The sequence below is a fragment of the Robiginitalea sp. genome (genome assembly GCF_049588695.1).
Classification (GTDB): Bacteria; Bacteroidota; Bacteroidia; order Flavobacteriales; family Flavobacteriaceae; genus Robiginitalea.
This window is the reverse complement of the sequence record NZ_JBAVZJ010000232.1, coordinates 1-12,855: the sequence shown is the minus strand read 5'-3', so window position 1 is coordinate 12,855 and position 12,855 is coordinate 1. Positions and strand designations below refer to the sequence as shown.

12 protein-coding genes are annotated in these 12,855 nt (G+C 48.2%); 6 read left to right on the top strand and 6 right to left on the bottom strand.

The genetic code is table 11. The annotated features are described in order from the left end of the window. The 3 genes from WBV75_RS05675 to WBV75_RS05665 form a co-directional block, all read right to left on the bottom strand. Window positions 1-478, bottom strand: a 478-nt coding sequence (locus WBV75_RS05675) for an RNA polymerase sigma factor (protein ID WP_424119677.1), incomplete at its 3' end; no start/stop codon positions are given. Window positions 479-730: 252 nt separating this feature from the next. Continuing rightward, complete coding sequence (gene murB / locus WBV75_RS05670) at window positions 731-1,744, bottom strand: UDP-N-acetylmuramate dehydrogenase (protein ID WP_424119676.1); 1,014 nt, start codon at window positions 1,742-1,744, stop codon at window positions 731-733. Then, a complete protein-coding gene (locus tag WBV75_RS05665; RefSeq protein ID WP_424119675.1) occupies window positions 1,744-2,934 on the bottom strand; it encodes a pyridoxal phosphate-dependent aminotransferase in 1,191 nt (396 codons plus the stop codon). Before WBV75_RS05665 ends, murB begins: the two co-directional genes overlap by 1 nt. A gap of 164 nt (window positions 2,935-3,098) precedes the next feature. Between WBV75_RS05665 and WBV75_RS05660 the strand changes: the two genes are divergently transcribed. Next, entirely contained in the window at window positions 3,099-4,448 is a 1,350-nt protein-coding gene (locus WBV75_RS05660) for an aspartyl protease family protein (protein WP_424119674.1), read from the top strand. Between the two features lie 50 nt (window positions 4,449-4,498). Here the strand turns inward: WBV75_RS05660 and WBV75_RS05655 are convergent, their stop codons facing one another. After that, complete coding sequence (locus WBV75_RS05655) at window positions 4,499-4,885, bottom strand: DUF1573 domain-containing protein (RefSeq protein ID WP_424119673.1); 387 nt, start codon at window positions 4,883-4,885, stop codon at window positions 4,499-4,501. Between the two features lie 189 nt (window positions 4,886-5,074). Here WBV75_RS05655 and WBV75_RS05650 point away from each other — a divergent pair, with 189 nt between their 5' ends. The 5 genes from WBV75_RS05650 to WBV75_RS05630 all read left to right on the top strand — a co-directional run bounded on the left by WBV75_RS05650 (window position 5,075) and on the right by WBV75_RS05630 (window position 11,979). Then, on the top strand, window positions 5,075-7,705 hold the full coding sequence (locus WBV75_RS05650) for a valine--tRNA ligase (RefSeq protein WP_424119672.1): 2,631 nt from the start codon (window positions 5,075-5,077) through the stop codon (window positions 7,703-7,705). 286 nt (window positions 7,706-7,991) lie between these two features. After that, entirely contained in the window at window positions 7,992-9,278 is a 1,287-nt protein-coding gene (locus tag WBV75_RS05645) for an ATP-binding protein (RefSeq protein ID WP_424119671.1), read from the top strand. Continuing rightward, window positions 9,271-9,954 carry a response regulator transcription factor gene (locus tag WBV75_RS05640; RefSeq protein WP_424119670.1) on the top strand — a complete coding sequence of 228 codons (684 nt, stop codon included), beginning with the start codon at window positions 9,271-9,273 and terminating at the stop codon, window positions 9,952-9,954. The genes WBV75_RS05645 and WBV75_RS05640 overlap by 8 nt, the downstream gene beginning before the upstream one ends. 49 nt (window positions 9,955-10,003) lie before the next feature. Then, entirely contained in the window at window positions 10,004-10,657 is a 654-nt protein-coding gene (locus WBV75_RS05635; RefSeq protein WP_424119669.1) for a hypothetical protein, read from the top strand. A 53-nt stretch (window positions 10,658-10,710) separates the two neighbouring features. Continuing rightward, window positions 10,711-11,979 carry a sterol desaturase family protein gene (locus WBV75_RS05630; RefSeq protein WP_424119668.1) on the top strand — a complete coding sequence of 423 codons (1,269 nt, stop codon included), beginning with the start codon at window positions 10,711-10,713 and terminating at the stop codon, window positions 11,977-11,979. Between the two features lie 6 nt (window positions 11,980-11,985). Here WBV75_RS05630 and WBV75_RS05625 read toward each other — a convergent pair whose 3' ends face one another. Together WBV75_RS05625 and WBV75_RS05620 are read right to left on the bottom strand one after the other, a co-directional pair. Beyond that, the gene (locus WBV75_RS05625) at window positions 11,986-12,252 is read right to left on the bottom strand and encodes an acyl-CoA-binding protein (RefSeq protein WP_424119667.1); all 267 of its coding nucleotides are present in this window, start codon (window positions 12,250-12,252) and stop codon (window positions 11,986-11,988) included. Further along, window positions 12,242-12,855 (bottom strand): phosphatidylserine decarboxylase family protein (locus tag WBV75_RS05620; protein ID WP_424119666.1); only part of this gene is annotated, 614 nt, incomplete at its 5' end. The genes WBV75_RS05620 and WBV75_RS05625, both read right to left, overlap by 11 nt.

Sequence of the window (12,855 nt, the reverse complement as noted above, 5' to 3'; positions counted from 1 at the left end):
TTACAGTTCCCAGGGGGATATCGAGCTCTTCACTGGCCTCCTGCTGGGTCATTCCTTCGAAAAAGAGTGCCTCCAGCACAATCTGGTATTTCGGTTCTATCTTATCGAGCTGCTTTCGCATGTCCATCAGCTCGGGCTGAATCCCTTCCACACCTAGGTTATATACGTCTGAAACATCCATTTGGATTTCTTTATCGGACTTATTCCCTAAACTTCGCAATTTATCGATAGCCGTATTACGGGTGATGCGAAAGAGCCAGGTAAAGAGTTTGGCCTTAGACGCGTCATAGGTATGTGACTTATTCCAGATCTTGATAAAACTCTCCTGAACGACGTCCTGTGCGAGCTCCTCGTTCCGGACGACTTTAAAGGCTACCCCGTAAAGTGTATCGCCATAGTGTTCGTAGAGAAGCGAAATGGCTTTGTCATTGCTCTCTTTGAGCAATTCTACAATATGTTTTTCCAGCAGGGTGCTCATCAGTTGGGAAAGGCGCTAAAAAGGAAGATTAGGTTTTGACTGCTTTCCTTTGAATCCTATATAGATTAACGCTAAGATAAAGATTAGATTGTTACTTAGGTCATGTGCGTTTCCCCAATTTGAATGGAACTCCCGCCGGCGGTAGGGAAAGGAACTTCTGGCTCCAAAGGCTATTCCGGAAGGAACTTCAGATGGCAAAGCCAATGGGGGTATAATGGGCAGAGGTCCCTACACGTCCGCCGGGAACTGAAATCAAATGATATTTACCTCGGGAATAAGATCTATCCCATAAGTGCTCCGGACTTTATCCTGTATGCTGTGTGCCAGATCGAGAAGCTCTTTTCCACTTGCCCTTCCGTAATTGACCAGTACCAGCGCCTGCTTCTCGTGCACCCCGGCATCTCCTTTTCGATAGCCCTTAAAGCCGCATTTTTCAATCAACCAGCCTGCCGGAACTTTCGTCATTCCTTCATTCTGGGGATATCCGGGCAATTCTGGAAATTTTTTTTTGAGGGCTGTATACTGCTCCGTGCGGATCACGGGATTCTTAAAAAAACTCCCACTATTCCCCAGAACCTTTGGATCCGGGAGTTTACTCTGGCGGATCGCAATGACGGCCTGAGCGACATCCAGGGGTGTGGGTTCTGTAATCCCCCTTTGGCTTAACTCGCTTTGAATGGCCCCATAGGATGTGGATACTTTATGATTTGTCCTGGTAAGTCTCAGCGCAATCGAAGTAATAATATAAGCTCCTTTTCCCTCCCGCTTAAAAAAAGAATCGCGGTAGCCGAAATTGCAGTCTTCAGCGGTAAAGCGGCGGAGCCGTCCGGTTGACATTTCCAGGGCCTCACAGGCATAAAAAACATCTTTGAGCTCAACCCCGTAAGCCCCGATATTCTGAATGGGTGTCGTACCGCATTTCCCGGGAATCAGTGCCAGGTTTTCAAGGCCTCCCAGACCCATTGACAGACTCCACATGACCAGTTCATGCCAATTTTCACCTGCCATGGCCTGGACGATAGCCGTTTTTCCATCGTCCTCCAGGATTGTCTTGCCCTGAATATTTATATACAGCACCAGAGCTTCCACGGGAGCTGTGAGTAGCATGTTACTCCCGCCGCTAAGTACAAAGAGCTTCGGGCGGTTTTCGAGTTTCAACACATTTTGTAAACTGGCCACGGATTCGATTTCCAGAAATTCCCGTGCCGGGAGGTCAATCCCAAAGGTGTTATAAGGTTTTAATGAGATATTTTTTTGAATCTCCATCAGCCCGGGTATATTTCGAGGGCTTTTCCGAGAATCTGAACAGCCTTTTTCAGTTGTGCCTTTTCCAGGACATAGGCAATCCGGACTTCCCGGGTCCCTAGGCCCGGGGTCGCATAGAAACCGGCGGCAGGTGCTACCATCACAGTTGCACCTTCCCATTGGAATTCTTCGAGTAACCACTGGGCGAAATGATCCGCATCTTCCACAGGCAATTCCACCATACAGTAAAAGGCCCCCTGGGGTCTTGCGATCCGAATCCCTTTTATTTTTGACAGCTCTTCCAAAAGCAGATCGCGCCTTGAGGTGTATTCCCGAATAACCTCTTCAAAATAAGAATCCGGTGTATCCAGGGCAGCTTCACTGGCAATTTGGGCAAGGGTAGGGGGGGAGAGCCTTGCCTGGGCAAATTTCAGGCATACCGCCATCAGGGGAGCATTTCTACTGACGATACAGCCGATGCGAGCCCCGCACATACTGTAACGCTTGGAAACCGAATCCACCACTATAGCATGGGCTTCCATTCCGGGTTCCTGAAGAATGGAATAGTGTTCTTTACCGTCGTATGCGAATTCCCTGTACACTTCATCCGCGATCAGAAAGAGGTCGTGTTTTCGCACCAGCTCTGCGAGTTGCCGCACTTCTTCCCTGCTGTAGAGGTAGCCTGTGGGATTCCCGGGATTACATAGCAAAATGGCCCGGGTCCGGGGGGTGATATAGTCCTCAAAAGATTCTACGGGGGGAAGCGCAAAATTATCGGAAATGTCCGAAGCTAAGGGGATAACCTTCACCCCATTTGCCACTGAAAACCCATTGTAATTGGCGTAAAAAGGTTCGGGAATAATGATCTCATCGCCCGGATCTGCAATACATCCCATGACAAAGGAAAGGGCCTCAGAACCTCCTGTGGTGATCAGGATTTGTTCCGGGGTGACCTCGATTTCGTGGCGGGTGTAGTACGCGGCAAGTTTTATCCTGTAACTTTCATTACCCTCACTTCTGCTGTATTCCAAAACTTCAATTGGCGCCTTGCGCACGGCATCGAGTGCTCCTTTGGGCGTTTTTATATCAGGCTGGCCGATATTGAGGTGAATCACCTCAACCCCTCTTTTTTTGGCAGCTTCAGCGAAGGGAACCAACTTGCGTATGGGGGAGGCCGGCATGGAAAGGCCTTTTTTGGATAGAGCGGGCATAGGTATGGAAAGTTTAAAGACAAAAATGAGAAATCCCTTTGGAGTAAACAACACAAATAATCCCCTGCCGGATAGGCCTATGAGAAAGATCACAGGTAAAAGGAATGTTAAAATAACCCATGGTATTGTTTTTTTGTCTAATTTAAAGATATACGAATCTAGTTATGAGGTCTTTGCGAAATTCTATTTTTTCGGTTGTTGTGGCGTTCTTACTTGCCTCAGGATCTGTTATGGCCCAACAATACCTGCTCCCTTCTGGAAAAGAGCGCACAGATCGTATTCGTTTCGAGCTGATTAACAACCTGGTGATTATACCCATGGAGGTTAATGGGGCCTCCCTGAATTTTATCCTGGATTCGGGAGTGAGTAAGCCCATACTTTTTAACCTGACCGGGCAGGACTCCATAGAGCTGCGGGAGGTCTCCCCAATTACCATTCGCGGTTTGGGAGAAGGGGAACCCGTGGAAGCTCTTCGCTCTTTGGGCAATACCTTTAGCGTGCAGTCCCTGAAAAATATAAGTCAGGAACTCTATGTGGTTTTGGATAAGGAGATGAATTTTTCTTCCAGCCTCGGAATTCCGGTGCATGGCATCATCGGTTACGATCTCTTTAAGGATTATGTCGTTGAAATCAATTACAGCAGGCAATTTTTACGTTTTCACAATCCGGAGACCTATTCCCGGAAAATCCGTAGAGATGAGGTTACCCTCCCGCTAACTTTAAAGGAAAACAAAGCCTATCTGCACGGTTCCGTGGTGGTCAATAACCAGGATGAGGTTCCCGTAAAACTCCTCATGGATACCGGGAGTAGCGATGCCCTTTGGCTCTTTCCCGATGCTGAAAAGGGATTGACTGTACCGGATAAACATTACGAAGACTATCTCGGTAAAGGCCTCAGTGGTACTATCTATGGCAAGCGAACCAAAATACAGCAGGTGCGACTGGGAGACTTTGTCCTAAAGGAAGCCAAAGCGGCCTTCCCGCAAATGGAATCTTTCAGACTCGCCACGAATTTAGGCGATCGCAATGGCAGCGCAGGGGGAGAACTACTGAAGCGATTTAATATGGTTGTGGATTATCCCGGACACCGCATTACCCTTTCGAAAAATGCTTTGTTCAATAAACCCTTTCAGTTCAATTTGGCCGGGATAGAACTGGAGCATGCGGGGATTCGATATATCGCTGAGCGCATCGCAGATTCGAATGGTTTTGTCCAGAATGATGACAATTCTTTTAGCAGTGTACAGATTATGGTGGGTTCCCAGACACGCCTTAGCCTTGTCCCGGAGATTGTGGTTTCGGCCATCCGGGCAGGAAGCCCTGCTGAGGAGGTTGGCCTGAGGACCGGAGATGTGATCCTGGCCGTGAATGGCAAACCTGTCCACCGGTATAAATTGCAAGAGGTCATGGAAATGATCAATAGTAAAAAGGGCAGGTCTATTCGAGTCCTGATCGAGCGGTACAATCAGGATTTGTTATTCTCCTTTGTCGTACGGGACTTATTTGAGGAATAAAAAAACCCCGCGGTTAGTCGGGGTTTGTATTCTTTCGGTTGAACTGTATATTACTTTCCGTTTGCAGCTTTAACAGTTCCCTTAATCTTAAGGATTTTTGTGGGCGTATCTGCATTGGAGAGTACCGTGATCGCCTTGCGTATCGGACCAGGACGATTGGTGTCGTATTTTACCTGGATCTCCCCACTTTCACCAGGCATAATAGGCCCTTCAGGTTTCTTGGGAATAGTGCATCCACAACTTGAGCTCACTTTGCTGATAATCAAAGGCGCGGTTCCGGTATTCTTAAATTCAAATACCCGTACCCCGTCACTTCCTTTATCAATTTCTCCATAATCCACTGTATCAGAAGTGAATTCGATTTTGGCTACTTTTTCCTGGGCCTGAACCCCCAGAGTCATCAGGCTGATAAACAGCACAATTGCCAGATTTTTCATAGTCATTGAATTTGGGTGAACTTCAAATGTAGCCATTGGGGCTCCAACATCCAAAATTCTTTTGTTTTCTATAAACGTTACTTATTTTTGTTTCGTATAATCGTGTCCCGTCAATTGGGGTTTTCAGTGGTTTTTAACATCTTTGCACCCTCTGGGACATACCCCTGATTTCAAAAACCATACCACAACATGGAAATCCCTTCAAAATACGATCCGCAGCGCGTAGAACCTCAATGGTATTCCTACTGGATGGAGCACGGGTATTTCTATTCACAGCCCGATGAGCGGGAGCCTTACACTATAGTTATCCCTCCTCCCAATGTAACCGGGGTCTTGCATATGGGCCATATGCTGAACAATACGCTTCAGGATGTATTGATACGACGGGCGCGGATGCAGGGACGAAATGCGTGTTGGGTTCCCGGTACCGACCACGCCTCTATTGCTACTGAAGCCAAAGTGGTTGCCAAATTAAAGGAGCAGGGAGTTTCCAAAGATTCCCTGAGTCGGGAGGAATTCCTGGAACACGCCTGGGAGTGGACCCGTGAATACGGGGGTGTTATCCTGGAACAACTCAAAAAACTGGGATGCTCCTGTGACTGGAAGCGCACAGCTTTTACCATGGATCCACAGATGGAGGCTTCCGTTATCGCGGTATTTGTGGATCTGTATCAAAAGGGACTGATTTACAGGGGATATCGGATGGTGAATTGGGACCCGCAAGCCAAAACCACCCTCTCGGATGAAGAAGTGAATTATGAAGAAAGACAGGGGTTTCTCTATCACATCGCGTATCCTGTGGAGGGGACGGATCAGAAGGTAATTATAGCCACCACCCGGCCCGAAACACTCTTGGGCGATACTGCGGTTTGTGTACATCCTGAGGATGAACGCTACAGCGATCTCAAGGATAAAAAGGTACGGGTACCTGTTTGCGATCGCGTGGTTCCGGTGATTCAGGATACGTATGTAACGATGGACTTTGGAACAGGGTGTCTTAAAATTACCCCTGCCCATGACGAGAACGATTACCAGATCGGACAGCAACACGACCTTGAGATCGTAGATATATTTAATCCGGATGCTACGCTAAACTCGAATGGGCTCCACTATGAGGGTATGGATCGGTTTGAGGCCCGTAAGGCCATTATTAAGGAGCTGGATGCCTCAGGATTTTTGGTGAAGACGGAGCAGTATACCAATAAAGTGGGAACCTCTGAGCGGACCGGTTCGGTTATAGAACCCCGGTTATCCGACCAGTGGTTCCTGAAGACAAAAGAGTTGGCCGCACCGGCCCTGGCTGCGGTACTCGAAAACGGGGAAGTGAATCTGGTGCCTTCCAAATTCGAAAATACCTACCGCCACTGGATGGAAAACATCCGGGACTGGAATATTTCCCGCCAACTTTGGTGGGGGCAGCGAATCCCGGCTTATTATTACGGTCCGGGCAAGGATCAGTTTGTGGTGGCAGCGACTGTGGAGGAAGCTCTGGAACTGGCCCGTTCACAAAGTGGGAATCCCAAACTGAAATCCGTCGATCTGCATCAGGATGAAGATGTACTCGACACGTGGTTTTCCTCATGGATCTGGCCCATAAGTGTTTTCGGGGGGATATTGGACCCGGAAAACGATGAGGTTTCGTATTACTATCCGACCAGCGATTTGGTAACTGCCCCGGATATCTTATTCTTCTGGGTGGCGCGTATGATTATGGCCGGGTACCATTTCCGGGGAGAAAAACCTTTTAGTACGGTTTACCTCACGGGATTGGTACGGGATAAGCAAAGGCGAAAAATGTCGAAGTCACTCGGAAATTCACCGGATGCGCTGGAGCTGATTTCCCAATACGGGGCAGACGGAGTTCGGGTGGGACTGCTGCTCAGTGCACCTGCAGGAAATGACCTGCTCTTTGAAGAGAACCTGTGTCAGCAGGGCAAGAACTTTGCCAATAAGGTCTGGAATGCCTTTCGACTGGTCCAGGGTTGGGAGCAAGCGGAGATCCCGCAGCCCGAGGCTGCGCGCCTGGGGATTGTCTGGTACAGGTCGCGATTTATGAAAACGCTGGAGGAGATTGAAGGACATTATGAAAAATACCGAATCTCAGATGCGCTGATGGCGACCTATAAACTCATCTGGGATGATTTTTGTTCCTGGTTGCTTGAAATTGTAAAACCGGCTTATCAGGCTCCAATAGATAAGGCTACTTATGCTGAGGTGATTGAGCTTTTCGAAGCGAACCTGAAGTTGCTACATCCCTTTATGCCTTTCTTAAGCGAGGAGATTTGGCAGCATATGGCCCCGAGAGCAGCGGACCAGGCGCTGATTGTTGCCCCATGGCCTGAGCAGGACTCTTTTGACCCGGATCTTTTGGAGGCCTTTGATTTTACACGGGAAGTAATTTCCGCGGTACGGACCATTCGCAAAGAGAAGCAGATACCCTTCCGCGATGCTGTGAGTCTGTTTGTCCTCAACGAAGAAGGTACAGATCCCAAGTGGGATGTTTTAATTCAAAAACTGACAAATACAGCAGAAATCCGGGATACCGACCAGGCTCCGCAGGGGGCGCTTTCTTTTCGGGTGAAAAGCAATGAGTACTATTTGCCGCTCACCGGGGTGGTGGATGTAGCTTCCGAAATTGAGAAAATAGAGGAAGAACTCACATATACCCGTGGATTTCTGACTTCTGTGCAGAAAAAACTCTCTAACCGGCGTTTTGTGGACAATGCCCCGGAAAAAGTAGTGGCCCTGGAGCAGAAAAAAGCCTCGGACGCCCAGGCCCGGATTGAAACTCTGGAAAAAAGCCTGGCCAATTTAAAATAGGCTTTTTCGGGAAGGTCAATATTCCAACCTTACAGCCTTTGACTATTTTATTCGGGAACAAGAAGCAAACATTTTACACTAAAAAAGCCAGTCCGCGGACTGGCTTTTTTTGAATTAACTAAACTTTTCGACCATGAATAAAGCTGTACCTTTATCATTGGCTAAAGTACCCTAAAGAAGCGGCGGTTGGGATTAGCGTAAAACAAAAAGTATTAATACAAAGTTAATCTGCTTAAGAAGGGCTTAAGAAGACGGATTTTACGGAAAGTCACTCCATTTTTATACCATGGTGCGCAAACGAATTTTCTTTATAACCCTGTTTGTCATTTCCATCATTGGGCTCGCCGTAATCCAATATCGATACCTTAAGATTGGCCTGAACCTGGCCCGGGTGCAGTTTAGCCAGAAAATTGCGCTGGTGGGGGCAGATGTGCAAAAGGATTTGTTCGGGCGGAATCAGCTCACGTTCCTTCTCGCCAATGCCCTGGAAAAGGACACGAGTTATTTTAAGGCCGAGCCGGCCGTACTCGAAGATGCTTCCCGATATTTTTTGGAGGATTACCTGAAGGAGCGATTGGTAGACCACGAGATCGACCGGGAGTTCATTTTCACACTCAAGGCCCGTGACAGCAGTTTCTACTTGCGTTCCGCCCAAAAACCCCGGGAAGCGGAAAAAGACTTCCAGTACCCCATTGAGGTGAAGGGATACCTCTCGGATCGCCTGGATAAACGGGTGGTACTTCAACTTGAATTTCAAAACATGGATAGGTATTTCCTTTCCCAACTCAATGGTCTGACCCTCCCGAGCATCCTCTTTCTTTTGGGGATTCTCGCGGTTGTTTTATGGGTGTTGAGAACCTATTACTGGCAGCGAAAGGTGATCACCACAACCAATGCCTTTATCAATAACCTGACCCATGAACTCCGAACCCCTGTTTTTTCCATCAGTCTGGCGACTAAGATCCTCGATGCCAAAATAGGGGAGGAGGAACGCGAATTTACAGGGCGAATCCTGAAAGAAACTAAGAAGTTGACCAATCATATCGACAAAGTCCTGGAGTTGGGGGCCCTGGAACACAAGCGTACTGTCCTGGATACCGAACGTTTGGATTTCAGGCCCGCTTTGGAGCAAATTTGTCTTGATTTTGCCGGGCTTTGCGAGCTTGAGGGGCAGCCCTTTAGTTATGATCTAACCCCCGGGCCCTATCTGATGAAGGCCTCCGTTTTCCATCTTGAGAATGCGGTGAACAACCTGCTGGATAACGCGAGGAAGTACGGAGCAGATACGCAAATTCAGCTGACCGCTTCCAAAAAGGGGAAGCAACTTGAAATTCGGGTAAGCAATGGAGGAATGCCGATCCCTGCCGGTGCCCTGGATGAAATCTTTAAAAAATATTACCGGATACCGGACGGGGACCGGCAAGGTGTCAGGGGTTATGGTTTGGGGCTGAGTTATGTTCGGACAGTGGCCGAAAAACATCAGGGGCGGGTCAGTGTCAGTAGTGATCCCGGAGAAGGTACCGTTTTTTTGTTTGTCGTACCTTTGGAAAAGGATGGATCAAAAGATGTATAACCTGCTGCTGGTGGAAGATGACACTTCCCTGGGTTACCTGCTCTCTGAATACCTTAAAATGAAGGGGATGGAGATGTTATGGGTCAAGAACCCAACAGAAGTCTTACCCCTTTTGGAACAACGAAACTTCGACCTTGTTATCCTCGATGTCATGATGCCCGAATTGGACGGCTTTAGCCTGGGTGCTGAAATTCACGAGCGCTATCCGGACATTCCTTTTCTGTTTCTCACTGCTAAATCCATGAAGATCGATGTGTTAAAAGGGTTTTCAGTCGGGGCTGTGGATTATCTGAAAAAACCAATTGACGAAGAGGAATTGGTGGTGCGCATAGAAACCCTCCTGACCCGTCTGGGTGGATCGTCATCTGAAGAAGTGGCCCTCTCGGACCTTGGCGGGTACGAGTATGACCCCGGGAATCAGTGCCTTCGCTTCGAAGGAGAAGAAATCCCCCTGACCACCAGGGAGAATGAACTCCTCTCATACCTGATCCGACATCGAAACCGCCTGTGCTCCCATGCAGACATCCTTAAGCGCATTTGGGGGCGCAACGACTACTTCAACAGAAAGAGCCTGAATGTCTTTGTAACCCGCTTGCGAAAGCTGCTCGAAAATGACCCGGATTTAAAAATCGAAAATGTACACGGGCAGGGCTTTATTCTCCGGGTGCCGGATTAGTCGAACGCTTTTCTGGTGGAAGTTTCGTATTTTTAACCCAAAAAACAACATGAAAAGATTTTTGATTTACACTCTGTTCCTGGGGCTCTTTATGACCGGTTGCAGCTCGGATTCAGACTCAGATGACAACGAAGTTGATCCTATTCCTGAGCGGCGCACATCAATACCTGACAGTGCTTTTGAAGAAGCCCTGGTCGCACGCAACCTCGATGATGAGGTCGATGGCTCAGTCCTCACCTCCCGCATCGAAAATATTGCCCGGTTGGATGTCAGCAATGAGGGAATAAGTGATCTCACAGGTATAGAGGACTTTACTGAGCTCACGGACCTTAATGTACGCGAGAACACTTTGCAAACCCTGAATCTTACCTCAAACAGGAACCTTCTTTTTGTTTGGGCTGAAGATAATGCGCTGACCAGTTTACAACTTGGGAGTAATCAGAATATCGAAAAAGTTGGGGCCTCCGGGAATCAATTGACTGGGCTAACCGTAACCGAATACACGACCTTACAACTCTTAGATCTGGCCGATAATAATTTGGCGAGTATGGATGTTTCCACCCTTCCCCTTCCCACGTTCAATGAGTTTAATATTGAGGGTAATCCATTGATATGTATTCTGGTAAGTCCACAACAATTGGATGACATACCTGCTTCCTGGTCCAAGGATGAAGAGGATGCGTATGCCCTGGATTGTGAATAATACCTGTATTGGAGGTCCTGGGATTTGTTGTCTTTTATTTAATTTGATTCAGTTTGGAAACCTACGCCACCGCCTTGTTATACGCCATTCCTTTTTTTATCCTGCTGATGGGGATCGAAATTGGCTATGGTTATTTTAAAAAAAACCAGAAGTACAAGGTAATGGACACCCTGAGTTCCATAAGCTCCGGCCTGACCAATATTGTCAAGGATTCCCTGGGCCTCGGAGTTATTCTGGTGAGTTATCCCTATCTGGTGGACCACCTTGCTGTTTTCCATATAGAGGCGACCTGGCTCGTTTGGGTCATCGCCTTCTTTGCCATTGATTTTGCGGGCTATTGGAATCATCGTCTCAGCCATCATGTCAATATATTCTGGAATCAACACGTCATACACCACAGCAGCGAAGAGTTTAACCTCGCCTGTGCCCTCCGGCAATCCATTTCCAACCTGATCGGGTATTTTCCGCTTATGTTACTGCCAGCCGCCCTGCTCGGGGTACCCGCTGAGGTCATCGGAATTCTGGCCCCCGTCCATCTTTTTGCACAATTCTGGTATCACACCCAACATATCGGTAAAATGGGCTGGTTGGAATACGTTATTGTTACGCCCTCCCAGCACCGGGTACATCACGCGATCAACCCGGAATACATCGATAAGAACCTCGGGCAGGTACTCTGTGTCTGGGATCGACTCTTTGGCACCTTCCAGGAAGAACTGGAATCCGTACCCCCTCAATACGGGGTTTTAAAACCGGCCCATACGTGGAATCCGATTCATATTAATTTCCAGCACCTGTGGGGGATTGCCCAGGATGCGTGGCGCACGCGCAGCCTTAAGGATAAGATCCGCATATGGTTTATGCCGACGGGTTGGCGCCCGGCTGATGTAGCTTTGGAATATCCCAGACGGGGTATCACAGATGTCTATCACTTCAAGCGATACGACCCCCAGGTCTCTCCATATCTCAGGGGATACGCTATTTTCCAGACCCTGGCTACGCTGGCACTGCTCTTGTTTATGTTTTATAATTATTCGGCCATTGGGTTTGAGGGACTCCTGCTTTTCGGGGCTTTTATCTTTGTAGGTATCTTCGGATATACCACCCTTATGGATGGAAATCGATACGGTGCCTGGATTGAAGCGGCCAGAGCGCTTGCCGGTTGGATGGTATTATCCCTTACCGGGGATTGGTTTGGAATTGAAAACTTTTGGGCCGGCGGTCCACGGTTGGTTGCTATTTACTTCGGAATAACACTGGCCGGTGCTTTGTTTTTCGGTTTTATCGAAAAGAACCCCCAGCACCAAACAGTCCGATCCTAAAGGCATTCAGGTGAGTTTGCGAACGTGGTTTTCCACGAGTTCAATATAGGTTTGCATGGCTACCTCCGGGGAAACGTCCTGAGCCTGAATCAGGGCATTGGCTTTAAAGGCATTAATAAGCGGGGTTTTACTCCCGGGATTGCTGTAATTATTATGCGCTATTTTGTAGTAAGCGTAGAGTTTTAATAGCAGATCAGCGGGGAGCAGGCGGTTGTAGTTGTTGATATAGGCTACCGCTTCCTCGAATTCCTTATGTAATTTTTCATTCTTCATCCTGGGGTGCCAGGGTAGCGATACACGTTTCGGCACCCACCACTTTTTGGTTGAGCTTTACGGTTATCGCGCTATCTAAAGGTAGTAACAAATCTACTCTTGAACCAAATTTGATGAAACCCGCGTCTGAACCCTGTTGCACACTTTCGCCGACCTCGGCGTAATTTACAATTCTCCGGGCCATCGCCCCGGCAATCTGACGGTAGCCGATTTCCCCGAAAAGTGGGGTTCGAATCACGACTGTCGTTCGTTCGTTTTCGGTACTGGATTTCGGATGCCAGGCCACCAGGTACTTGCCCGGGTGGTATTTGGAATAGGTAATAGCACCGCTCGCCGGGTAGCGGGTAACATGGACGTTCAGAGGTGACATAAAAATGGATACCTGTATCCTCTGGTCCTTAAAATATTCGTTTTCCGTCACTTCCTCTATTGCGACCACTTTCCCATCGGCAGGGGCGAGGATCTCGTCAAAGTTTCTCGATGCTACGCGCCTTGGATTTCTGAAAAATTGCAGGATCAAAACAAGGACCAGGATGGCGGAAACCTGTACCAGGATCTTCAGCCACTGTGGTGTGATGAAGTAATGGGCCACCAGGGTAAGCC